This window comes from Methylomonas sp. MgM2 (genome assembly GCF_054172045.1).
In genome coordinates, this window is record NZ_JBSYXO010000048.1 from 1 (window position 1) to 23,930 (window position 23,930).

The window sequence follows — 23,930 nt, forward strand, 5'->3', positions numbered from 1 at the left end:
ATCTCCTCGTGTTGATTGCCTAACAGTCTCACCGTTTTACACTGCTGTGGCTATATGGGGTTTATGGAGCGTTAACGATGAACTGAGGGGATGACCTATACTTTGGCTATGCCGAATTATCGTCGTTATCGTATCCCCGGCGGGTGTTATTTTTTTACGGTCAATTTGCTGGAAAGGCATAACACTCTGTTGCTTGACCACATTACTTTATTGCGCGAATCGGTGCGCTTATGCAAACAACAATGGCCTTTCCATATCGACGCCTGGGTGGTACTGCCGGAGCATATGCATTGCATTTGGACGCTGCCGGAAGGAGATGTCGATTTTTCCAAACGCTGGAAAATGATCAAAACGCATTTCTCTAAGGGTTTACCTTAGCTCGAACGACGTTCAAAAGTACGCATCCGGCGCGGCGAACGCGGAATATGACAGCCACCATTCCATGGCGGCCGCCCTGTGGGCGCTTCGCGTCCAAATCCGCTCCCGGCGGATTTGTGGCAACGCCGTTTTTGGGAGCATGGGATTCGCTATGAGCGTGACTTCGCAATACATATGGATTATCTCCATTTCAATCCGGTAAAACACGGTTGGGTTGATAAGTCATTGACCGGCCTTATTCGAGTTTTCATCGTTACGTCAAAAGTGGCCTTTATCCCATTGATTGGGTAACTTTCGAATTGGATGAAATTGAAACCGGTGAATAACCCGTCCCGCCGGTGATAGACGGTTCTGTCACCTTAAGCAAACATCAGCGAAACAAACGAAACAGCGATTTCCGATAAATATACAAATGGACACCCAAATTGGCGATAAAAACATAACCGGTTAATTTGTGCCAGCGTACGCGGCGTTTGCGGCGTGCCATTCGGAGCGCGATTAGCGATGCGCCCAAACTCGCCAGCATGATGATTTTGTTATAGCGGTTGATATTCTTTTTCGACAACAAGCGTTGCGGCTTGGGCGCTTTGCCGACGACTTGATCGACTACGGCGTCAATGTCCTGTTCTATGACCGAAAGTTCGACGGCCCGCCGCTTGAAACGCACCAAGATGCTGCCGGTACGGACGTTGTCATGTAACTCGGTAACAACCGGGATTTTCGATAATTCCGTTTTGACCCGAATGAGTTGTTCACGATCACGCAAACTCTTGTCGCGGATTCGGATGCGTCCCGGCACGGACGATACTATTCTGCTCATGTTCCTTTGTTGCACCGTTGATGGTTAAACTGGCTCGGCATACTTGCGGACGGGGCGACCGTTTACGGCCCGGCAACTTATCGCGGAAGCGTCAAACCCGCATAAGCTTTAAGCAAACTGCATGCGCTCGATCAAAATTCGCGCCGCCCTGCAAATGCATGGGCCAATGTACTGCTATCGATGAACTCCAATTCTCCACCCATCGGCACGCCGTGAGCGATACGGGTAGCCTGGATCTTGTATTTATTGGCAATCTCGCCGATGAAATGGGCGGTGGCTTGGCCTTCTATCGTGGAATTGGTCGCGAGAATAATTTCCTTGATTTGACCACCGGCCATTCTCTGCTCAAGCAAATCGATTCCGAGCTGATCGGGGCCTATACCGTCTAACGGCGACAAATGACCGTGTAATACGAAATACTTGCCGCGGAAACCGGTGGCCTGATCGATCACCCAAACGTCGGCCGCACTTTCCACCACACAAAGCTGACCGCCGTCGCGCGAGGCATGGGCACAAATTTCGCAAACCTTCGCCTCGGTCAGCGTTCTGCAATCCCGGCAATAACCGATATTTTCCATGGCTTGGGACAGAACACGGCTCAGTTGCCTGCCGCCGTCCCGGTTGCGCTGAAGCAAATTGAATGCCATACGCTGGGCGGACTTGGGCCCGACGCCGGGTAAACAGCAAAGACTTTGTATCAGTTCTTTCAGCAAGCCGGCGTTCTGCATTACTTAGAAAGAAGGCATTTGGAAACCGGGCGGCAACGGAATACCCGCGGTGACATCGGCCATTTTTTCTTTTTTCAGCTTCTCGACCTTATGTACCGCATCATTGATCGCGGCTGCCACCAAGTCTTCCAACATGTCCTTATCATCGCCGACCAATGAAGGATCAATGGTGACTTTGCGTACTTCACGCTTACCGGTCATCAGAATCGTAACCAATCCACCGCCGGATTCGCCTTGAATTTCGATGGCTTCCAACTCTTCTTGCGCTTTTTTGAAACTATCCTGCATTTTTTGGGCTTGCTGCATCATGCCAGCGAGTGCGTTTTTCATAGTGCTCCCCTTCAATTAATCGGTTCTATGGTGCCAGGCAAAATTCTGGCGTCAAATTGCTCTTTCAATGCCTGCACGTTCGGGTCGGCATTGATGGTGTCTACTGCGGCTTGCTGCCGATCCTCGCGCGCTTTCCGCTCTTCCATCGCCGGCGTCATTTGTTGATTCGTTTGCGGTTTGATATCCAGCTTTAAAGGTTTGCCGAAATATTTTTGCAGCGCATTGCGTAGCTTTTCTTCGGCGCTGCCGACGCGGTGAAAATTCGGGTCGATCAACAAACGACAGACGTCACCGTCGATTTGCTCCAAGACGCAGTTATTAGCCAATTGCAAAGTCAAGCCCCGGACATTCAAACCGGCGATGATTTCGATCCAGTTATTGGAACCGGCCTTTAACGTCTCTACGGACCGATTAGGCTCGGTCGTTTCAGCCCTTATTTCCGACGCGGCCGTCGGCCGACCGGTATGCCGCTTGAGTTCCTCTGTCGATTCAAGGCGAGGGTTCGTGACCGCTTTGGCCGGGTCCGGTTTTGCCGGAATGACCGAATCGGTTGTTCCTTCGGACGTCTGCGGCCTGAACGTCAACATCCGCAGGACGACCATTTCAAAGCCGCTACGCGGATCGGGCGATAAATCCAAGTCGCGCTGGCCGATTAAGCCGATTTGATAAAATAATTGCACATCTTCCGGTAGTAGCGTGTGCGCCAGCTCGGTCAGCAATTGTCGATCGAATTCCTGATCGACGAAATCGGGCATCTGCTGCAACAAGGCCACCCTGTGCAATACCCGTAACATCTGTTGCAAAATCTCGGCGAAGTCCGGCGTCAACTCAGCGACATCGGCAATTTTGCTCAATACCTGTTTGCCGTCTTGAGCGGCCAGCGCTCGCAGAATATCATCGATAGGCTGTTGCGCCACGGTACCCAACATGCCGCCGACATCGGCGGAGTTGACACTACCGCTACCATAAACGATCGCTTGATCCAGCAAACTCAAGCCGTCGCGCATGCTGCCGTCGGCGGCTCGGGCAAGCAGTTTGATCGCGGCCGGTTCGAAGGTAATGCCTTCTTCGGTCAGGATGAAGTTCATCTGCTTTTCAATCTGTTCCGGCAACAGGCGTTTTAAATTGAATTGCAAACAACGAGACAGCACCGTCACCGGAATTTTATGCGGGTCGGTGGTTGCCAATAGGAATTTGACATGGGCTGGCGGCTCTTCCAGGGTCTTTAACAGCGCGTTAAAGCTGTGCCCTGATAGCATGTGCACTTCGTCGATCAGATAGACTTTATAGCGGCCTTGGTTGGGCGCGTATTGAGCATTGTCCAATAAATCGCGAGTATCTTCTACTTTCGTGCGCGACGCAGCATCGACCTCAATCAAGTCCATAAAACGGCCTTGCTCGAAATCTTGACAAACCTGACATTTTCCGCACGGGTTACTATCTTGCAGGTTTTCGCAGTTGATGGCTTTAGCCAAGATGCGGGCAACCGTCGTTTTTCCGACGCCGCGCGTTCCGGTAAACAAGTAAGCGTGGTGCAAGCGATCGTGCTGCAAGGCGTGAATCAGCGATTGGCTGACGTGCTCCTGGCCAACTAGCTGAGTGAAATTACTGGGACGCCATTTTCTGGCAAGAACCTGATAGGCCATTAGCGACGAGGACGGACGTTGGGCGGCTACCATGCCAGCCACATCCCGGCACACGAATCTGCTGCTACCGTTGCTCCCTTCCGGGCCTGGCGGGGTTTACAGCGTATCGTTGCGAGAGGACCGACACGGTAACCATAACACTTGGCTGCTCAGCCAAAGAGCGCGCATTATGACTAAAACGCTCTCGTTTGGCAAGTCCTTATTGGAAGTTAATCGATTTGACAGCCATCGTAATACTCCGGCCGAAGGACGCGCCGAACCTGCCGGCTAAGCGCTCGATTAAACGTTCCTGCGGAGTAAAGTTGAATTTCTCTTCCACACCCAGCTCGTCGCGGGCAACCGAGTCGACACTGCCGAAGCCGTCGGCCAATCCGAGTTTCACACCTTCCTCGCCGTTCCAAACCAAGCCGGAAAACATGTCCGGCGTTTCTTTTAACCGATTACCGCGCGCTTCCTTAACCGCGCTAATAAACTGCTGATGGACCTGATCCAATAAACCTTGCATATGCTGTTCTTCGACTTGATTCACCGGTGAAAAAGGATCCATAAACGCCTTATGCTCTCCGGCAACCAACAAGCGACGCTCCACACCCAATTTTTCCAAGACATTAGTAAAGCCGAAGCCGTTCATCACTACGCCGATAGAACCAATCAAGCTGGCAGGACTGACAAAAATTTTGTCGGCCGCCGCCGCCACGTAATAGCCTCCGGAGGCGCACATGTCGCCGACCACGGCGTAAATCGGCAGATCGGGATGTAATTTCTTTTGACGTCGAATTTCGTCATAAATATAAGCGGACTGCACCGCGCTCCCGCCCGGCGAATTGATATTCAGAATAACGCCTCTGGTATTTTTATCTTCGACCGCATCGCGTAAACCTTCAATCACGGTGTCGGCATCGGCCGCCTCGCCTTCCAGAATCATACCCAGCACGTCGACCACGGCCACATGTTCTTTACCCGCGCCGATTTCTTCCTCGAAGCGAGGATAAACAGCCATGATCAAAAACGCCGACACATAGGCGAAGGTCAGAAATTTAAAAAAAATCCCCCACCGTCTGGCCTTTTTTTGTTCATCCACCGCCGATAAGGCCAGCTTTTCCAACACCTCCCTCTCCCAGCTTGTTTTTTGAACACATGAACTCGAATGTTCTTGATTTTCCATAAATAAAACCTCTTTAAATAATTCCTAACAACTTGGTTGGATGCGATAGACAACACAAGGGCTTGTATTGTTGCAAAACGGTTTCGGAATGCGCTCCGCAGGTCACGGCGATTGACGATACTTGCGCATTCAACGCCATCTGCAAGTCGTGCACGGAATCCCCGACCATCAAGGTGCGTTGTTTGCTTACGCCCAACTCCGTCACGATTTCATCGATCATCAATGGATCGGGTTTAGATGCCGTCTGGTCGGAAGCACGCGTGGTGTGAAAATAATCGGCTATCCCGGTTCCGGAAATAGCCTTTGCCAAACCGGCGGATTTCTTACCCGTAGCCACCGCCAAGCGGTAACCGTCTTGTTGCAGCCGTCGAAGCATATCCGGCACGCCCGGAAACAAGTCGTCCGGACTGCTTTGTTTGGAAAAAAAGTTCCGGCTATAATGAGCGGCCAGCTGGCGCTTGGTCTCGGCATCGGTATCCGGAAACAAGGTATTGATGGCATTGCCCAGACTCAAGCCTATGATATCTCTGGCGGCCGCCGACGGCACCCCGCAACCAAACTGCTCGGCTGCCTGTTGAATGCATTGCACAATCCAGTCGATGGAGTCGACCAAAGTGCCGTCCCAGTCGAATATGATCAAATCAAAGCGGTTTTTCACGGTCTAATAAAGCTTGTAAATCATCAGGCAACGGCGCCACGAAATGTAAAGGCTGGCTGGTCACGGGATGCGCAAACCGTAATTGTTCCGCATGCAAACACAAGCGATTGTAACCGCGCTTTTTAAACGCCTTGTTAACGTCGTGTTTCCCGTAGCGATCGTCGCCCACAATCGGATGCCCCAGCCAAGCCGCATGCACTCGAATTTGATGGGTGCGCCCCGTCTTAGGCTTTGCATGCACCAGTGTGGCATCTTGATAGACTTTTAACTGGACAAACAGGGTCTCGGCGGATTTGCCGGCCTGACTGACGCTTACCATGCGCTCGCCTCCCTGACTCACATTTTTTAGCAATGGCACGTCTACAAACTGTTTTTTACGTCTGAACTGTCCCGCCAACAATGCCAAATAAGTTTTGTGCATACCCTCGCCACGAAACAACTCGTGCAACAATTTCAAAACGGAACGTTTCTTCGCAATCAGCAAACAGCCTGAAGTCTCTTTATCCAAACGGTGAACCAACTCCAAAAATTTCTGTTGAGGCCGGATTTGGCGCAAGGCCTCAATCACGCCTGAATTAATGCCGCTACCGCCATGTACTGCAAATCCGGAAGGCTTATTCAGCACCAGAAAGCCATCGTCCTCGTACAAAATGTGGTTCTCCAGACTGTATTTCAAGGTGGGTTGCACGATGACGGCATCGGTCTTTTCGGTAGTCCTGACCGGCGGAATCCTGACAATATCGCCTATTGCCAATTTGTAGCTGACATCGACCCGGCCCTTGTTCACTCTAACCTCTCCTTTGCGAACCATGCGGTAAATTCGGGTTTTAGGCACGCCTTTCAGATAACTAATCAGAAAATTATCCAGCCGTTGTTCGTGATTTGCCTCGCTGATTTCCAGCCACTGGACTTGGGGATTGGTAAATTCGGACATCGTTTTCATGGCGTAAATAATATCAATTTATCCACAGCCTTTGTTTAAAATTGCTGGCACAAACAAAGATTGCTATATTAGGCCAGTTTATCTTCGGATAACCATAAATAAAAAAACTCTAGCGATGACGCGACGGCGTTTTTCGCGAGACAAAAGAATTTTTTCGGGTTTTATTGCTCAACCCATGATGAGCGACTGCATCCAACTCAAAGAGTCAGTAACAAACAGATCGTCACAATTTCTAGCATCGCCCTAGGCTGGTCCGATAATCCGTTAACCCTATGCAACGTCGATTGTCGCTTCATTGAGCCGGGCTTGCTTCACTAACGAAACCATACGAGGTGCCGCGCCACCTTTTAAATGCGACATAAAAACTGTTTAAAACTCTTCGGTAGGATACATATAACAACAAGGATAAAGAATGAAAAGAATGCTTATCAACGCCACCCAGCCCGAAGAGCTGCGCGTGGCTTTGGTAGATGGTCAAAAATTATACGACTTTGACATCGAAGTACCTTCTAAAGAACAAAAGAAATCCAATATTTACAAGGGCATTATCACCAGAGTAGAACCCAGCCTTGAAGCGGCTTTCGTCAATTACGGCGCCGAAAAACACGGCTTTTTGCCATTCAAAGAGATCGTACCTGAGTACCGAAACGAGGCCGATACCGAAGAAGGCAAGGCTAGCAAAATCGGGATCCGTGAAGGCCAGGAAATCGTCGTTCAAATTGAAAAAGAAGAACGCGGTAACAAGGGAGCCGCTTTAACGACCTACATCAGTTTGGCCGGCACTTATTTGGTGCTGATGCCGAACAACCCGAAAGCCGGCGGCATTTCACGCCGCATCGAGGGCGAAAACCGTAGCGAGTTACGCGAAACCATGGCGGCGCTGGAAATACCCGACACGATGGGCTTGATCATCCGCACCGCCGGCTCCGACAAAAGCGTCGAGGAACTGCAATGGGACTTGAACTACCTATTACAACTTTGGGAAGCCATCGAACGTTCCAGCCACGAACAGACGGCGCCTTTCCTGATTTTCCAAGAAAGCAATGTGATTATCCGCGCCCTGCGCGACCATCTGCGCGGCGATATCGACGAAATACTGATCGATCAAGAAAGCGCCTACAAGTTGGTACATAACTTCTTGAAGCAAGTCATGCCGCATAACTTGCATAAAGCCAAGTTGTATCAGGACAGCGTACCCTTATTCAGCCGTTATCAGATCGAAACCCAAATCGAGATGGCCTACAAGCGCGAAGTGTCGCTGCCGTCGGGCGGCTCTATCGTCATCGATCATACCGAGGCCTTGACCTCGATCGACATCAACTCGGCTAGAGCCACCAAAGGCAGCGACATCGAGGAAACCGCTTTGAACACCAACCTGGAAGCGTCCGATGAAATCGCCCGCCAATTGCGCTTGCGCGATTTGGGCGGATTATTTGTAATCGACTTTATCGACATGATGTCGAACAAGAATCAGCGCGAGGTCGAAAACCGTTTGAGGGATGCGCTGAAAATCGACCGCGCGCGCGTGCAGACCGGCCGCATTTCACGCTTCGGCCTGATGGAAATGTCCAGGCAGCGCCTGCGCCCTTCCCTGGGCGATTCGACCCAATTAACCTGTCCGCGCTGCAAAGGCCAAGGCACGATCCGCAACGTTGAATCGGTGACATTAGCGGTATTGCGTCTAATCGAAGAAGAAGCGATGAAAAAAGGCACCGAACGTGTCATCGCTCATCTGCCGATCGATTGCGCCACTTTCCTGCTAAACGAAAAACGGGCAACAATCCAGGAATTGGAAGCCCGCTTGAAAGTCAGTATCGTGGTATTGCCTAGCAAACACTTAGAAACTCCTGCTTACGATATCGAGCGCATTAAGTCGCTGGAAAGCATGGAAGAAAAGCCCAGCCATTTGCAAATCAAAGAGGATGAAGTTTCGGTGCCCGAGTTTGCCAAACAAACCGCCGGCAAAATTGAAAAAGCCGCGGTTAAGGAATTCTTGCCCGAGGCGCCGGCACCGATTCAAAACAAAAAGACCTCGACCAGCCTGATTCAACGCTTTTGGCAGCGACTGATAGGCCAAAGCAAAACGGCCGAAAAAATAGAAGCACCTGTCAAAAAAGGCGAAGGCAAACCGAAGCCGGGCCGGAATACTCGCCGCGACCGCGATAAAACCGGCGGAAACCGCCCACGGCGAGGCAACAAACGCAATTTCACCCCCGCGCAATCGGCCGAAGTCGACACCCAACAATCCGGTGAAAACATTCAACAAACCGTTGAGTCGGCCGATTCCACCGAAAACGCGCAAACCAAACCCAATGGAGAACGATCTTCCCGACGCGGGCGCAACCGCCGCCGCAACCCTCGCAATTTAAACGACAAAGGAAAAGAACAGATCAAGAGCGATTCGGAAGCCGGTCAAGAGCATGCTGAACAACCGGCTCGCGATTACGGGGAAGAGCGATCCGTTTCTTACGACGCCGACTTTGCCGAGCGTAAACAGCAGTTCGAATTCGGAAAGTCTGAATCAACTTCCCGCGAGCCCGAACCTGCTTCCGGCAGAGTTGCCTCCGAATCTAACGATTCAGAACCTCGTTAGGCGTTACCCCTACCGGATCTAAAGATTTAGGTCTGAACAACGGCGGCCGAAACGGCCGCCGTTCCTCATCGATATGATTAAGCTCTAGATTTAAGTATCGCAACGGCCGGGAGTTCCTTTCCTTCCAGAAACTCCAAGAAAGCGCCGCCACCCGTCGAGGTATAAGATACTTTGTCGGAAATACCGTATTTATCGATAGCCGCCAATGTATCGCCGCCACCCGCAATCGAGAACGCCGAACTTTGGGCGATCGCCATTGACGTGGCTTTGGTTCCCTCGCCGAACTGGTCGATCTCGAACACGCCTACCGGACCGTTCCAAACGATGGTGCCGGCGTTATTGATGATTTCAGCATATTGCTTGGCCGTTTCGGGGCCGATATCCAAAATCAGATCGTCCTCGGCCACATCGGCCACATTTTTAACCGTCGCATCGGCGCTTTCGGAAAATTCTTTGGCGCAGACCACGTCGACGGGCACAGGAATCTCGCCGCCTTGTTGTTTAGCCGCAGCCATTAATTTTTTCGCTTCCGGAATCAAATCGGCTTCATATAGCGACTTGCCCACAGAATACCCGGCCGCTGCGATGAAGGTGTTGGCGATGCCGCCCCCTACGATCAATTGATCCACCTTGCTGGATAAAGACTCCAATACGGTCAGCTTTGTAGAGACTTTGGAACCTCCAACGATGGCAACCAACGGTTTTTCCGGCGTTTCCAACGCCTTGCCCAGCGCATCCAATTCGGCCGCCAATAGCGGGCCGGCGCAAGCGACGGGCGCAAATTTGGCAACGGCATTTGTAGACGCCTCCGCCCGATGTGCGGTTCCGAAAGCATCCATCACATAAATGTCGCACAAGGCCGCCATTTTTTGGCCGAGCTCGTCCGCGTTTTTCTTTTCGCCTTTATTAAACCGCACGTTTTCGCACAACACGACTTCGCCTCGCTTAACGTCGACACCATCCAGCCAATCTTTGACCAAACGTACGGGCTGTCCCAACAATTGCGAAAACCGCTCGGCGACAGGCTTCAAACTCGCTGCCTCGTCATATTCGCCTTCCGTCGGGCGCCCCAGATGCGACATCAATATGACCGCCGCCCCATTGGCTAAAGCCGTTTCTACGGTCGGTATGCTCGCTTTAATCCGTAAATCGCTTGTGACCTTACCGTCTTTAACCGGTACGTTCAAATCCTGACGAATCAGTACGCGTTTACCCGCCAGGTCCAGATCGACCATTCTCTTTATAGACATAGACATTCCTCGGTGTGAAAAAACCGCTACATTATAAAGTCAATCGACCGACTAGGCGCGCTTATCCGGCAATCAATCGGTACAAATCCGTGCTTGTGATAAGCCGATCAAGCCGGCATGACCTTCATGCCGGACATACTCTGCCGAACTCCGGGTTTGCTTTGTACTCGATGTTAAATTTTGCCTTCGATCTTTATGTGGAATGAATTCCAGGGCGTTGCGGCGGCGAAGGAAATGCAATCCGATTCGCTAACCGGCCCGGAACTATGCGTTTGCCGGCGTCCGGAATCGCACTAAGCTCCCCGTCATTTTTTATTCAGTCTTAAAGAATTGGCCACAATCGACACGGAGCTCAGCGCCATGGCGGCCGAAGCGATGGTCGGAGACAATTTGCCCGCCACCGCAAACGGTATCGCCACCGCGTTATAGGTAAACGCCCAGAACAGATTTTGCCGAATATTGCGCAGAGTTTCCCGGCTCAACGCAATCGCATCCTCGACCCTGCCGATCTCGCTGTTCTGCAGGATCAAGTCGGACGAAGCGATGGCGATATCGGTCGCTTGACCGACGGCCATGCTCAGATCGGCCGCCGCTAAAGCCGGCGCGTCGTTGATGCCGTCGCCGACCATCGCAACGCGATGCCCTTGTCGCTGGAGTTCGCGTACCAACTGTAGCTTTTTGACCGGATCGGCTTCCGAATACCAATTTTCGATGCCGACTTGCGCGGCAATCGACTTGGCCACCGCTTCACTGTCGCCGGTTACCATCAGCGTTTCAATGTCTTGCCCGTTCAGTATTGCCACCACTTTTTCAGCGTCGGCCCTAAGCGGATCAGTCAAGCCGAACAAGGCCGCGGCCTGTTGATCGATCGCCAAATAAGTCACGGATTTGCCCTGCCGCCCTAACTTGTCCGCGGTTGCCCGCAGCGCATCGACCGCCACCTGATGCTGCCGCATCCAGCCGTGATTGCCCAATAAAATACGACGGCCGGCAACTTCCGCCCGAATACCCTGGTCCGGCATGCTATGGAAGCGCGACGCATCCAGCAATTCGATATGCGCTTGCTTGGCTTGGCGCAGAATGGCGCGGCCGATAGGATGGGCCGAGTTGAACTCGGCGGAAGCTGCCAGTTGCAACAAACGCTCGTCATCGTAAGCCGAGATATTCAGCAGATCGGTGATCGACGCGTCGCCTTGCGTCAAGGTTCCGGTTTTATCGAAAATGACCAAATCGATAGCGGCGGCCGTTTCCAGCGCCTCGCCATTGCGAATGTAAATACCGCGGCGCGCCGCGCGGCTGCTGCCAACCGTGGTGGCTGCCGGCCCGGCCAAGCCCAATGCGCAGGGGCAGGAAATCAGCAATACCGCGATCGCGTTGGACAGCGCGTGACCGGTAGCGGCGCCTTTCGATAGCCAAATGCCGAAGGTCGCGAACGATAATCCCATGACGGCCGGCACGAACAGCGCCGCAAATCGGTCTGCGCTGGTTTGCAATGCCAGTTTCGATGCTTGGGACTGATCGACCATATGAATCAGGCCCGACAACAAGGTGTCCTTGCCGGTCGCCGTCGCCCGCACTTGCAAAGCGCCGCTGACATTGACGCTGCCGTCGTAGACCTGCTGGCCGGGCTCCTTGATGCAGGCTCCGGCATGTCCGGTGACGGAACTTTCATCCACGCCGGACAAGCCTTTCACGACGATGCCGTCGACCGGAATCTTCTCGCCCGGCCGAATCAACACGATGTCCCCGACGACTATCCGATCGGGATCGACCGTCCGCTCTTCCTTGCCGTCCAACACCGTCGCTTGATGCGGCTGCAAATCGACCAAGCGGCGAATGTCGCGTACCATTTTATGCTTGGCGATTTTCTCCAAATAACGCCCCAGCATGACAAAATCGATGATGGCGGTGGCCGTGCCGAAATAAACATGCCGCTGCGGCCACCATATAGCCGGCAGACTGTAGCCGTAAGTCGTTGCGAGGCCAATCGCTATCAGACTGTCGATATTGGCCGAGCCGTGTTTGGCAAGATTCCAGGCTTTAACGAAAATATCGCGCCCGCCGATCAGCACCACCGGCGCCGCCAACACGGCTTGCACTAGCAGCAAGGGCCGCGCACGAAGGTTCAAAAAACCGAGCAAGGCCACGGGCAAGCTGAAAACGGCCATAAGCTTGAGATGCGCCCGCGCCTGTTGCACATGTTTCTGCTCCAGCTCCAACGCCAGCTTACGCTCCGCCAACGAATCGATCGCATAAGCCTGGTAGCCGTTGGCGGCGATCAAATCGCACAGTTGCTGCTTGGACAAATAACTCTTTATGCGGGCGGTTTCGGCCAGATAGTTCACGCTGGCCTTGACCACGTCGGGATGACGCTGCAACAACATTTCCAAATACAAGGCGCAAGACGAGCAGCTCATGCCGCCGACGCCCAGCATGAGATCCTGAAGCATGCTGCTCGGATGTTGGTTTTTGCGGCGTATGGCCTGAAGGCCGGACCGGTTCTTATGACCGAGATTGTCGATGACCGCATCCAGCAACAACAGCAGATTGTCCGCCGGCAGACGCCCCGAATCGAAATGTATCGTGATCGAACCGATGTCCGGCACCGCCTTAACGTTCTCTATGCCTTCGCGTTTGTTCAGCAAAATGGTCAGCACGCACATACGCTCCGGATCCTTACTCAAAACGGGAATATGAATCCGCAGCCGCCGCTTCAGACGGTGGACGATAGCGAAATTCCGATATTCGGCTTGACTCATGTCACTGCTCCTCGAATACATGATAGGTTTGCATGCCGCCCGACAGATTCTTAACGCTAAACCCGTGTTGTTGCAGAATGCGCGTCGCGTTATAGGCGCGCAGGCCGACGCCGCAAATGACCCAGACTTCGCGCTCCCGGGACAGTTCATGCAAGCGTTCGCGCAACGAATCCAGCGGTATATTCAACGCTCCGGGTATATGCTTTTGTTCGAACTCGGCCACCGTGCGCACGTCCACCAATTGCGCGCGGCTGTAAGGATCGTCCAGTATCAAGCTCAACAGGCGTTCAGCCTCATCCTGATCCTTGCCGCCATCGACCACCTGAATATGACTATCCAGCAATTCCTCCCAGCGCGCCAAGGGATGGTTGCCGCGCAACTGGTTGACCGCGATCATGCCGGCCAGATTGACCGGATCTTTGGTCGCGCCGAATTGCGGCGCGTAACACAGCTCGGCCTCTTCCAGATCGTAGACCGTTCCGCGCATCTGGATGAAAGCCGAGATCACGTCGATGCGGCGGGCGACGCCGGCTTCCCCCAGGGCCTGGGCTCCCAGGACGCTGCCGTCGCGGCTGTCGTAAAGCAGTTTGATATGTATGGGTTTGGCGCCGGGATAGTAGCCGACGTGATTACCCGGATGCAGATAGACCTTCTGATAGTCGTGCATGCCGGCCGCCTGCAATTGTTTTTCATTGACGCCGGTGGTCGCCACGGTCAGTCCGAACAGGCCGCAAACCGAAGTGGCTTGCACGCCGCGGTAGCGGGTTTCGGCGGCGGCGCCGGCCAGTTCTCGCCCGGCGATATGGGCGGCGGCCAAACGGCCCTGCCGATTCGCCGGTCCGGCCAGCGGAAACAATTGCCAGCGCCCGGTGATGACGTTGCGCACTTCGACCACGTCGCCGACCGCCCAGATTGCGGGGTCACTGGTACGCATGGCCTCATCGACGCGTATGCCCCCTAATTCGCCGATTTCCAGACCGGCCTGCCGAGCCAATTCGGTCCTCGGTTTGACGCCGACCGAAATCATCACCGCCTCGGCACGCAAGGCATCGCCGCCCTGTAGTGTAACCGTCAACGATCGATCGGGATTTTGCCGGATCGCTTGCGCGCTGCAATTCAAGCGGCAATCGATACCGTGTTGGCGAATGTGGCGCTCGACATAGCGCGCCATTTCTTTGTCCAGGGTCGGCATTAACTGATCGGACGATTGCAGCACGGTGACGTCCAAACCGCGTTTCTTCAGATTCTCCGCCAATTCCAGCCCGAGGTAACCGCCGCCCATCACCACCGCGTGGCGCATGTCATTCAAGGCGGCGCGTATCTTGCGGCTGTCGGGGATCGTGCGTAAGGCATACACGCCGGGCAGGTCCGCGCCTTCGATGTCCGGCCACAACGCGGCGGCGCCGGTGGCCAGTACCAAGGCATCGTAGTTTTCGATTCGGCTAACACCTGTGATCAAATCCTTGACGGCTATGGTTTTAGCCTGCCTGTCGATCGCGGTCACTTCGGAATCGGTACAGACCTGAATATTGAAGCGCTTGCGGAACAGCTCGGGCGTCGCCACCAATAGCTTGTCTTCCTCGACAATCACATCGCCGATGAAATACGGCAACCCGCAATTGGCAAAAGAAACATAAGAGCCCATTTCATAAATGACGATTTCGCACTGCTCGCATAAGCGACGCAAACGCGCCGCGCAACTGGCACCGCCGGCGACGCCGCCGACGATCAGGATACGTTTGTGAGTCATGACCAATTCCCTGGGTTTATCATTGTTTTGTTGTAACTATTCAGCGATATGCATCGCTCCTACAACTGGTTCTTCTTATTTTCAAACGCCTTATAAACAAACCAGTGATTTTCGCTGACTAGTTACATTTTTTTGATTATTATCCACCGCGGCGTATATCACCAGTGGTTTTTTTAGCCCATGCACCGTTAATTTTAGCGCCTTAATCGCTTCTCGTCGTACAAAGACCTTGCTAAATCATTATCAAGCAGTTCCGGGAACAAGCATCATACAGGGACGCCAAAGCGCCGCCGGAAAACTGGTGCGAAGCATTAAAACGGAAATCGGCTGCACCGCAAGATATAAACGAAACGGACGCTTTGGTGGCGTTGGTCGAGGCCCGCATCGGTCGTAGCGGGCGAGTATCATCAACCCTCAACCGCAGACCTCCGCTGAAATTACGGATAATTACGCGTCTTCATGCCGGCTCGGTCATTCCTTATCAGAAATCCGCCGGCCAAGAACGACCAAAACCTATGCAGTACAACTCGGGGCTCAACGATCGATGATTAAAGACTCAAGGACTTGTTCGATTAAACAACAGCGCGTCAAGTGTCGCTACAAGCGATGAACAACCCGGTGCGGACACGGTCTTCAGCGATCTCGCGGCGTGCCGTGCTTTTTGGCGGAGCACCGGCTTAGCGCACATTTTACGGTGCCGGCAATTTGAAAAAACCACTTTGAACAGGACCATTCTTTTAAGTGTGTTGATCTAAAACCCTGGCGTTTTCATTCCAGTACACGCCTGCAGCTTCCCTATATGCATATTGGTACATTGGTTTTCCTTTCCTCTCAATTGCTGTGCCGCTCATCGACGTTGCCCTCGTCAGCTGAGTGCCCACTGCCCTAAATTCTTGCCTCGAGCACCAGATTGGTCGGTGTCGCCGAGGCGCGCCTAACTTGGCTAAAGCCGGCCGCATTCAAGACTTCGGTCAATCTTTTTTGTCCGGCCTGAGCGCCTAAACCGAGACCGACTTCCTGTGATTTGGAAGCGGGCACGCAGACCATGGTCGAGAATGAATAATAGATTTGCCCCAAAGGATGCATGTTCTCCTCCAGGCTGTCGCCGGCAAACGGCTCGACCAGCATTAACGCGCCATCTTCGGTCAGGGTACCGGCTATATGGCGAGCCGCGCCAACCGGATCGCCCATGTCGTGCAGTGCGTCGAATATGGTGATCAGGTCGTAATTCTTGCCCGGATATTCTTTCGCCGTTACCACCTCGAAGATGGTATTGCTGGCCACACCGGCGGCACGCGCCCGTTCCTTGGCATGCTCGATGGATGGCTCGTGAAAATCGAAGCCGTGAAAGGTCGAATTCGGGAAGGCTTGCGCCATCAATATGGTCGATGAGCCGTGGCCGCAGCCGATATCGGCGACTCTGGCGCCCGCTTCCAGCTTTTCAACGACGCCATCGAGCGACGGTAGCCAGGACTCGATCAGATTCATCGCATACATCGGCCGGAAGAAGCGTTCGGTGCCACAGAACAAACACGGGCTATGGTCGCGCCACGGCAAGCCTTTGCCGGAGCGGAAAACCTCGGTCAACTTGGGTTCGTCGATATAAACCGACATGACGGCTTGGAAAAAGCCTTGCATGCAGGCCGGATGGCCTTCTGCGGCGAAAATGACCGCTTGTTCCGGCGACATCGAAAACTTGCCGGACGCGGTATCGTAATTGACGTAGCCGGCGGCGGCATTGGCGGAAAGCCATTCGCGCAGATAACGTTCGTCCATGCCGGTACTTTCGGCGAGTTCTAGGCTGTTAGCGGGACTGATCTCCAGCAAGGCGCTATACAGATCGAGTTTGTCGCCGATGTAAGCCATCAGCAAGCCCAATGACCCGGCTACAGCGTTAATGACTTTACCTTGCAATTGTTCCAGTTTGCCCGCATCGACTTCGTTTAAGTGTATTGTCATCTGTTTTTCCTTTTGCTTGCGTTTGCCCGTTTCCGCCTAGCGAGATACAGGCTCGTTACTTTCCAATAATATCAGTTTTTTCTGATATAGATTAAATCTGATCGCGCAACGCTTACCAAAGCAATCGGGGGTAGAGTAGAGAACAGGATTCCGCTTTCGGTAAGCTCGGTCTATCGGTTTCCGCCTCTTTCGTCCGGCGGTGCCTCAGGCATATTTGCCCACCATTCTAATTCGCGTGGGCACAAAAAGCCGTGCCCACCCTACCAGGCTGCATCGACAGGCAATGCGTCACGAATTGTGATATGCGGACTCATAACGGCTAACGTAAAGCTAACCGGGCGCGGCCTCCGAAAGCTTCAAAATAACATAAAGTGCCAAATAGCCGCGCTCCGGTTGAGCGTTGAGTCAGGCTTTTGTTCTGTTTCTTGCTTTATTGTAAATCTTACTATTTTCTCTTTTGCCTACTGCAATAACAAAAACAACGATTTCTTGATCATCAACTTCATAAACAAGCCGATAGCCTGCTGAGCGAAGTTTAATTTTATAAGCGCAATCAAAATCCCGTAACCTATTGGACTGAATATGGGGATTTTCTAAGCACTTTTTCAATTTGCTTTTGAACTGAGCTTTAATGCTGTTATCTAGACTATCCCACTCTTTTTTTGCGCTTGGCAGAAATTTTAATTTATAAGTCATCAAGCGTAACTTCAATTGCCGAATGCTTTTCCGCTTGCCTTGCCTTGACTATTTCAGCTAATTCATAATCTTCTAATTTATCCATCAGCAACTCATATACATCCGCAGGAACAAGATAGGCCGTTGGCAAATTATGATTGAGAATAGCAATAGCCTCTCCTTCGGCTTTGTTTAATAAAGCTGTTGGATTTTTCTTTAATTCAGAAATACTTGCGCTAAACGAAGCTAGTATTTGTTGCATAACCATACCTCAATAAACACTAAATTAAGTGCTTATATTAGCTCTTTATTTGAAAAATACAAGCCCGCGTGTCTGAATGAAGCCTAACGTTGCCAATCAGCCGTTTAGCGCTAGCGGAGTTGGCTGAAGCGTTGGGTTTAGGTTTTGAATGGTTAACATGACAGCAAATAATTTAGATCGGACTCGACAACTGTGTTGTATTTTTCACATAACCCTTGGGAATTAGCCGCATGCTTCCAAGTGCGTTCGGTAATAACGATGTCACAATAGGGAATCGCTGTTGCCAAGAATGAAACATCCCGGCTGTCATGAAGCTCAATTTTGTGCTCCGGGTTTTTCATTCGATCAAATATCAGGCGGATTCTTGTATCCAAAGATGGCACACCTTCAAAGTACCGAAGAGCATCTTCAGGGTTAGACGTGAAACTATATGGAATGACTTCATCTTCACTCAACTTGAAATGAATTGCGAATTTTGAAGCTGCCATAGCCAGAAAAGGCGCCATTTGGCGAATAAAGAACACCTTATATTTTAGTTTCCCCGGAATGGATTTAAGGAACGACTGCTCTGCAGTCCACATTTTAACCGCCTGCCTATCCTCGCCATCGATTCCCGCGAGCACTGAATCATATTCTATACCCATTAACATCTTCTCAAATAGATGGTCATCAGAGATGAATTGAATCATTAATGCTGCGATTTCGCGTGCCAAATCAGACGGCACATAAGATTTTGTTGATAACTCGATCTTAGTAACTCCAATTGCTGCAAGGAAGTTATATTCAATTGGCTCAATAGCCCGGACTTCGTTAGGTGCATGAATCTTTGCTAATAGGTTGAATAACTCAATTTCTTCAATGTCAACATAAGACTTAAGCGCGGAATTTTTTGAAATTTCCGACATCACCGATGCTAGCCTCCGTCTGCTGCCAAGCTCAGAGCGGCGTAGTGTCTCGATGAAGTGAACCAATGACAATGGGAATAGCCAGTCCTGTGAGTTTACCTTGCTCAGAATTAGTTGCGAGACTTCATGATACTGTGTATTTTGCTTTGGCCTAATGATCGCTTTGGCAAGATCAATCCACTTATTTTGGTCAAGATATATGGATTTTGGCATTTTGCTGCGGATCGGTCTGTTTGAAAAACCTAACGTTAAGCTAAGGGGCAGGCGCGATAGCGACCGTCCCGCTTGAGCGTTGGGTTAGGAGTGATGTTTCTGGGCATTTTTTGTCTTAAAAATGAGATAAATGACCCACGGCAAAATAAGCATGGCAACGTTTGATATAGCCATTATTGTTGACGCCGACCCGAACATCATGGAATTTGCGGTGAGCTCATAATCACCAAATTTCATTGCGAGGGCGATACCAGATGTAGTAAGAACAACTGGAGCGAAAGGTGACAAAAAGCACCCCAATACCCAGCCTGTTTTGCGCCAACCAGTTAATAATGGGGATCGATAAATCATGATCGGCGGAACCAGCATACAGGCCAAGAGAAGCGGATAAATTAGCAATACACCCATTGAGACTCCTAACTATTGAATAACAGACTAATTTGCCTGCATATTTAAAATCGCGACTGACTATAGCCGGTAATATAGCCATGTCAAGCATAATACCACCGACCCTGCTGGGCAATGTACGCCGTGTGATGCGGTTGAAGCACTACTCGCTGCATACTGAACCCTCTGCCGTGTTGGAGGACAGCGAGACCAAAATCGAGGCTTTTTAACTTATCCGGCTACCGAACGGCATGTGGCCGCGGCCACCCAAAACCAGGCCATGAATGCGCTGGTGTTTTTGTAGATGATGGTTCAGCCGATCGCTTACCAAAGCGACCTAATAACAACGCCTCGTAGTCGGAATTTTTGTCTTGGGTCAATTCACCAAGAATTCGGAGAAGAAAACGTCTTTGAAGCCGTCGCTGCTGTGAATCTTTTCCAGTGACTGGGTGATCAAGTCTTTGGTTTTTAGCCTCAAGGCTTCGCGCTGTTCGGTGGTCTGCAGGTCGTCGAGGTGCATGCCGCTGAAGGTCATAATGATTTCATGGCGTAGCATCGGCATGTGTTTTTTAATGGTTTCCACCCTGTCCGCCCCTTCGACCAGCAGCTGAATATTGACCATTAAGTATTTTTTCGGCTCGGCCAAGTTGACGGTAAATTTGGGCGCCATCTCGACGTATTCGATAACGGGCGCTCCCTCTTCCTCGTCGGACTTGGCGTATCCCAACACGGGCAACAAACACAATAACGCCAATAAAATCAGTTTTTGCATGGTGGTCCTCGATATAATACGCAACAAAATTAAACAGTATATTCCATTTTTTATTACGTAAACCATGAGAGCTCAGCCTATCGGGCCGGTCATGATAGACCTGGAAGGCCCGGAACTTACCCCTTTAGACAAGGAAAAAATCGCCCACCCCAACACCGGCGCGTTGATTTTATTTGCCAGAAACTATCAATGCCCGGATCAGGTTCGGGCCTTGGTCAAAGCGATACGCGCCGCGCGAAACGGCGAGATTTTAATTGCGGTCGACCAGGAAGGCGGACGGGTTCAACGATTCCAAACCGGCTTCAGCCGGCTGCCGCCCGCCGCGGCCTATGTCCGGCAACCCGATCTGGCGGAAGCGGCCGGCTGGTTGATGGCGGCGGAAGTGTTGGCTGTCGATGTGGATTTCAGTTTTGCGCCGGTATTGGATGTCGATTGCGGCATCAGCCAGATCATAGGCGACCGCTCCTTCTCATCGGACTGCCATCGAGCCGGCGAATTGGCCGGCGCCTTCTGCCGAGGCATGCGCGCAGCCGGCATGGCGGCTACCGGTAAACATTTTCCCGGACATGGCGCGGTGGCATCCGACTCGCATTTAACCCTGCCGGTCGATACTAGAACCTTGGACGACATTCGCAGCAAGGATTTGATCCCTTTTAAAACCTTGATCGAACAGGGTCTGGAAGCGGTCATGCCGGCCCATGTGGTTTATCCCGCAGTCGACGAGTCGCCGGCCGGTTTTTCCAAGATATGGTTGCAACAGGTTTTGCGGGGCGAGCTCGGTTTCGACGGCGCGATATTCAGCGACGACTTGAGCATGGAAGGCGCCGCCGGTGTCGGCGACTTTTTGGAACGCGCTCGCAGCGCGCAGCATGCCGGTTGCGACATGTTATTGGTTTGCAATAATCCGGCCGCCGCCGAACAGGTATTGGAGCGGCTGAAGATTAAACCGGACAGTGAACGCGGGCGACGTTTAAACCGCATGCGCGGCCGGCCGCAATTCGATCTCGACACGTTGTTTAAATCCGAGAAATGGCAACAAGCATCTCGGCAAATCAATCAATTCCTGGAATCCCATGCTTAACGAAATCGAACAAGTCAAGCGCGATGCAATGTTGTTGTATCCCGAAGCGGAAGTGGAGGCCGCATTAGACCGGATGGCCGCGGCTATCAACGTCAAACTGGCGGGGCAGAATCCGTTAGTGCTCTGCGTGATCAACGGCGGCATCATTACCACCGGCAAATTGCTACCAAGACTGGACATAGCCTTGACCCTGGACAGCATACACGCCAGTCGCTATCGCAATTCCACCACCGGCGGCGACATCCGTTGGCTGGCCACGCCCACGGCTTCTTTGGCGAATCGTAACGTACTGATCGTAGACGATATTTTGGACGAAGGTTATACCATGGCGGCGATTACCGACTGGTGCCGAGCACATGGCGCGGTGTCCGTAAATATCGCCACCTTGCTCGATAAAGATTTGGGCTGCGACAAACCGATAAGCGCGGACTTCGTCGGACTTACCGTACCGAACCGTTATTTATTCGGCTACGGTCTGGATTACAAAGGCTATCTCAGGAATATGGCAGGCATTTACGCTTGCAAGGAAATTTTATGACACTGGCTATCATCGGCGGCACCGGCTTGACTCAAGTCGAAGATCTGACTATCACCGGCCAACAATGCTTAGAAACCCCGTTTGGTTCTCCGTCTGCGAATTATGTTTTCGGCGAATTGTGTGGAAAAAAACTGACTTTCTTAGCACGGCACGGCAATCCGCACCGAATCCCACCCCATAAAATCAACTACCGCGCCAACATTTGGGGCTTGAAAGAACTGGGCGTGACTGAGATTATCGCAGTGGCGGCGGTAGGAGGCATCGGCAAGCCGATGAAACCGGCCCATATCGCCATTCCCGACCAAGTCATCGATTACAGCTACGGCCGCGAACATACCTTTTTCGCCGACGATCTGGAACACGTCACTCATATCGATTTTACCGAGCCCTACTCCCCGTCGCTACGAAAGCGCATCATTCAGGCGGCAAGCAATGCCGATATAAACATTAGCTCGGAAGGCACTTATGGCTGCACTCAAGGACCACGCCTCGAAACGATCGCTGAAATCAAACGCATGGCACAGGACGGCTGCGATATGGTCGGCATGACCGGCATGCCGGAAGCGGCCCTGGCCCGGGAATTAGGCATTGCTTATGCCAATATCTCCGTCGTGGCAAACTGGGCGGCAGGCATTGTCGAGGGTGAAATCACGATGGCGGAAATCGAGAAAAACTTGGAGATCGGTATGGATAAAGCGATTGCCTTATTGAAGGCAACTGTCTTATTGCCTGAATTAACTGTGATTTGATCGGGAAAGACCCTTCCCTTGCCGGCCCGTTGGCAAGGGAAGATCAAGTGCTATTTGATAGATAACGATGGTCAAGCCATCTGACAACTAATGTTTTATGGTGCCTCCATAAAAACTATTTATCGAGAATTTATTTTTTCGCGCCTCCGCTATGCAGAACGTCGTTACGGTATGCTGAATTGGACGAATCTTCGGCAATGGCGGCAGCTGCCGAAGCGTACTTTTCGTGCTCCGAGCTTTTAACCATATAAACGGCGCCAGCAGCTACGGCGCCAGCCAAAATAACATATAGCATGAAGTTATCCTTTTCTTGTTGTACTTCGCTCATTGATTACTCCTTCTGATGATGTTGTTAATTGTGGTGTTGCCGATGCAACGGTAGCTACAATATCAAAACGATATTGATTCCTTTTGATATAGATCAATCTTTATAGGGTTATTAGAATCCGTGAAACGTCGAGCATTTTTAATCAAGCTGTTTTCTTCGGTTATTGGATATGTTGCGAGCTGTCTGCATTCAAAAGAGAGTATCGCGGGCTGGCCGGAAAACCATTTTATGCCTGGCGAATTTCGCGCTCGATTTAGCCAGCTCTTTGCCGACCGGTCTATCGTCGACAGCGACGGGATTGACATCGACTTACCCGAAATAGCTGAAAACGGTGCGGTTGTGCCAATTACAATTAACAGCGAATTGGAAGGAATCGGACGGATTTATATCTGGGTCGAGAAAAATCCTACCCCGTTGGCGGCCGAATTTGAATTCGACGAGTCGATGGCTGTTTATCTGACCGCCCGTATCAAGATGGCGGAAAGTTGTCCGGTCATTATCGTTGCCGAACAAGGCGATCGCTTATTACGTGCGCAGCAATGGGTTAAAGTGATGCAAGGCGGCTGCGGGACAGGATAATGGCTAGTCAAACCAAAATTCGCGTTCAACGTGGCGAGCGATATACCGAACTTAAGATATTGATCAGGCACCCCATGGAAAACGGTCGAAACCGTGACCCGATCACAGGCCAATTAATCCCGGCCCATTTTATTCAAGAGTTAACTATCGAGAAAAACGGCAAAACGATAATTGTGGCGGAACTCGGCGGCAGCATGTCCAAAGATCCTTTTTTTACGTTCAGACTGAAAACCGCAAATGGCGGAGACCGGCTAAAAGTCCGCTGGACCGACAACCTCGGTTTTAGCGATAGAGTGGAACATACAATTGATCATTCGTAATAATCTAAATTTGATCCAAAAGTTTTGAACACCGGCATCAAGTTGATCGAACAGCAGGCTAAGTTCGGCCACTATGTGTAGTACGAAACTATGTGTATTTGCACATTTACCCAGGGGATCAGCCCTTGCTATCCATTGCATA

The 23,930-nt window shown here is 51.7% G+C and carries 24 protein-coding genes, 1 other RNA gene and 1 pseudogene; 8 read left to right on the plus strand and 18 right to left on the minus strand.

Features of this window, described 5'->3' with window-relative positions; genetic code table 11:
* Positions 1 to 108: 108 nt before the first annotated feature.
* A pseudogene (locus ACW73I_RS21120) lies at positions 109 to 704 on the plus strand (REP-associated tyrosine transposase).
* A 44-nt stretch (positions 705 to 748) separates the two neighbouring features.
* Here the strand turns inward: ACW73I_RS21120 and ACW73I_RS21125 are convergent.
* The 8 genes from ACW73I_RS21125 to rluC form a co-directional block, all read right to left on the minus strand.
* Positions 749 to 1,198, minus strand: a complete 450-nt coding sequence (locus tag ACW73I_RS21125) for an HMA2 domain-containing protein (RefSeq protein WP_458031483.1) — start codon at positions 1,196 to 1,198, stop codon at positions 749 to 751.
* Positions 1,199 to 1,329: 131 nt separating this feature from the next.
* The gene (recR, locus tag ACW73I_RS21130; protein ID WP_458031484.1) at positions 1,330 to 1,926 is read right to left on the minus strand and encodes a recombination mediator RecR; all 597 of its coding nucleotides are present in this window, start codon (positions 1,924 to 1,926) and stop codon (positions 1,330 to 1,332) included.
* A gap of 3 nt (positions 1,927 to 1,929) precedes the next feature.
* Positions 1,930 to 2,256, minus strand: a complete 327-nt coding sequence (locus ACW73I_RS21135) for a YbaB/EbfC family nucleoid-associated protein (RefSeq protein WP_458031485.1) — start codon at positions 2,254 to 2,256, stop codon at positions 1,930 to 1,932.
* A gap of 11 nt (positions 2,257 to 2,267) precedes the next feature.
* A complete protein-coding gene (dnaX, locus tag ACW73I_RS21140; protein WP_458031506.1) occupies positions 2,268 to 3,902 on the minus strand; it encodes a DNA polymerase III subunit gamma/tau in 1,635 nt (544 codons plus the stop codon).
* 29 nt (positions 3,903 to 3,931) lie between these two features.
* An RNA gene (gene ffs / locus ACW73I_RS21145) (signal recognition particle sRNA small type) lies at positions 3,932 to 4,028 on the minus strand.
* Positions 4,029 to 4,101: 73 nt separating this feature from the next.
* On the minus strand, positions 4,102 to 5,067 hold the full coding sequence (sppA, locus tag ACW73I_RS21150; RefSeq protein WP_458031486.1) for a signal peptide peptidase SppA: 966 nt from the start codon (positions 5,065 to 5,067) through the stop codon (positions 4,102 to 4,104).
* Positions 5,068 to 5,080: 13 nt separating this feature from the next.
* On the minus strand, positions 5,081 to 5,725 hold the full coding sequence (locus ACW73I_RS21155; RefSeq protein WP_458031487.1) for an HAD family hydrolase: 645 nt from the start codon (positions 5,723 to 5,725) through the stop codon (positions 5,081 to 5,083).
* Complete coding sequence (rluC, locus tag ACW73I_RS21160) at positions 5,709 to 6,668, minus strand: 23S rRNA pseudouridine(955/2504/2580) synthase RluC (RefSeq protein WP_458031488.1); 960 nt, start codon at positions 6,666 to 6,668, stop codon at positions 5,709 to 5,711. Before rluC ends, ACW73I_RS21155 begins: the two co-directional genes overlap by 17 nt.
* Before the next feature lie 412 nt (positions 6,669 to 7,080).
* Here rluC and ACW73I_RS21165 point away from each other — a divergent pair, with 412 nt between their 5' ends.
* Positions 7,081 to 9,261, plus strand: a complete 2,181-nt coding sequence (locus ACW73I_RS21165; RefSeq protein ID WP_458031489.1) for an Rne/Rng family ribonuclease — start codon at positions 7,081 to 7,083, stop codon at positions 9,259 to 9,261.
* Positions 9,262 to 9,338: 77 nt separating this feature from the next.
* Here ACW73I_RS21165 and ACW73I_RS21170 read toward each other — a convergent pair whose 3' ends face one another.
* From ACW73I_RS21170 to ACW73I_RS21205, 8 genes are all read right to left on the minus strand, one after another.
* A complete protein-coding gene (locus tag ACW73I_RS21170; RefSeq protein WP_458031490.1) occupies positions 9,339 to 10,511 on the minus strand; it encodes a phosphoglycerate kinase in 1,173 nt (390 codons plus the stop codon).
* 305 nt (positions 10,512 to 10,816) lie between these two features.
* Positions 10,817 to 13,270: a heavy metal translocating P-type ATPase gene (locus ACW73I_RS21175; RefSeq protein WP_458031491.1), complete on the minus strand. Its 2,454-nt coding sequence runs from the start codon at positions 13,268 to 13,270 to the stop codon at positions 10,817 to 10,819.
* A gap of 1 nt (position 13,271) precedes the next feature.
* Complete coding sequence (locus ACW73I_RS21180) at positions 13,272 to 15,020, minus strand: FAD-dependent oxidoreductase (protein WP_458031492.1); 1,749 nt, start codon at positions 15,018 to 15,020, stop codon at positions 13,272 to 13,274.
* A gap of 885 nt (positions 15,021 to 15,905) precedes the next feature.
* Positions 15,906 to 16,979 (minus strand): class I SAM-dependent methyltransferase, encoded by a 1,074-nt coding sequence (locus tag ACW73I_RS21185; protein WP_458031493.1) that lies wholly within the window; start codon positions 16,977 to 16,979, stop codon positions 15,906 to 15,908.
* 405 nt (positions 16,980 to 17,384) lie between these two features.
* Complete coding sequence (locus tag ACW73I_RS21190) at positions 17,385 to 17,675, minus strand: type II toxin-antitoxin system RelE family toxin (RefSeq protein WP_458031494.1); 291 nt, start codon at positions 17,673 to 17,675, stop codon at positions 17,385 to 17,387.
* A complete protein-coding gene (locus tag ACW73I_RS21195; RefSeq protein WP_458031495.1) occupies positions 17,665 to 17,916 on the minus strand; it encodes a type II toxin-antitoxin system Phd/YefM family antitoxin in 252 nt (83 codons plus the stop codon). Before ACW73I_RS21195 ends, ACW73I_RS21190 begins: the two co-directional genes overlap by 11 nt.
* A 152-nt stretch (positions 17,917 to 18,068) precedes the next feature.
* A complete protein-coding gene (locus ACW73I_RS21200; protein ID WP_458031496.1) occupies positions 18,069 to 19,034 on the minus strand; it encodes a hypothetical protein in 966 nt (321 codons plus the stop codon).
* 84 nt (positions 19,035 to 19,118) lie between these two features.
* Complete coding sequence (locus tag ACW73I_RS21205; RefSeq protein WP_458031497.1) at positions 19,119 to 19,442, minus strand: hypothetical protein; 324 nt, start codon at positions 19,440 to 19,442, stop codon at positions 19,119 to 19,121.
* A gap of 80 nt (positions 19,443 to 19,522) precedes the next feature.
* Here ACW73I_RS21205 and ACW73I_RS21210 point away from each other — a divergent pair, with 80 nt between their 5' ends.
* On the plus strand, positions 19,523 to 19,651 hold the full coding sequence (locus ACW73I_RS21210; protein ID WP_458031498.1) for a hypothetical protein: 129 nt from the start codon (positions 19,523 to 19,525) through the stop codon (positions 19,649 to 19,651).
* 146 nt (positions 19,652 to 19,797) lie between these two features.
* Here the strand turns inward: ACW73I_RS21210 and ACW73I_RS21215 are convergent, their stop codons facing one another.
* The gene (locus tag ACW73I_RS21215) at positions 19,798 to 20,193 is read right to left on the minus strand and encodes a flagellar basal body-associated FliL family protein (protein WP_458031499.1); all 396 of its coding nucleotides are present in this window, start codon (positions 20,191 to 20,193) and stop codon (positions 19,798 to 19,800) included.
* Positions 20,194 to 20,257: 64 nt separating this feature from the next.
* Between ACW73I_RS21215 and nagZ the strand changes: the two genes are divergently transcribed.
* From nagZ to ACW73I_RS21230, 3 genes are read left to right on the plus strand one after another with little or no spacing between them, the layout of a single operon-like run.
* Complete coding sequence (gene nagZ / locus ACW73I_RS21220; protein WP_458031500.1) at positions 20,258 to 21,274, plus strand: beta-N-acetylhexosaminidase; 1,017 nt, start codon at positions 20,258 to 20,260, stop codon at positions 21,272 to 21,274.
* Positions 21,267 to 21,812, plus strand: a complete 546-nt coding sequence (locus ACW73I_RS21225) for a hypoxanthine-guanine phosphoribosyltransferase (RefSeq protein ID WP_458031501.1) — start codon at positions 21,267 to 21,269, stop codon at positions 21,810 to 21,812. The genes nagZ and ACW73I_RS21225 overlap by 8 nt, the downstream gene beginning before the upstream one ends.
* Entirely contained in the window at positions 21,809 to 22,561 is a 753-nt protein-coding gene (locus ACW73I_RS21230) for an S-methyl-5'-thioinosine phosphorylase (RefSeq protein WP_458031502.1), read from the plus strand. The genes ACW73I_RS21225 and ACW73I_RS21230 overlap by 4 nt, the downstream gene beginning before the upstream one ends.
* Before the next feature lie 130 nt (positions 22,562 to 22,691).
* Here ACW73I_RS21230 and ACW73I_RS21235 read toward each other — a convergent pair whose 3' ends face one another.
* Positions 22,692 to 22,889, minus strand: coding sequence for a hypothetical protein (locus tag ACW73I_RS21235; RefSeq protein ID WP_458031503.1), 198 nt, complete (start codon positions 22,887 to 22,889; stop codon positions 22,692 to 22,694).
* A gap of 228 nt (positions 22,890 to 23,117) precedes the next feature.
* Here ACW73I_RS21235 and ACW73I_RS21240 point away from each other — a divergent pair, with 228 nt between their 5' ends.
* Together ACW73I_RS21240 and soxZ are read left to right on the plus strand one after the other, a co-directional pair.
* On the plus strand, positions 23,118 to 23,468 hold the full coding sequence (locus ACW73I_RS21240) for a thiosulfate oxidation carrier protein SoxY (protein ID WP_458031504.1): 351 nt from the start codon (positions 23,118 to 23,120) through the stop codon (positions 23,466 to 23,468).
* Positions 23,468 to 23,788 (plus strand): thiosulfate oxidation carrier complex protein SoxZ, encoded by a 321-nt coding sequence (soxZ, locus tag ACW73I_RS21245; protein WP_458031505.1) that lies wholly within the window; start codon positions 23,468 to 23,470, stop codon positions 23,786 to 23,788. Before ACW73I_RS21240 ends, soxZ begins: the two co-directional genes overlap by 1 nt.
* Positions 23,789 to 23,930: the final 142 nt, after the last annotated feature.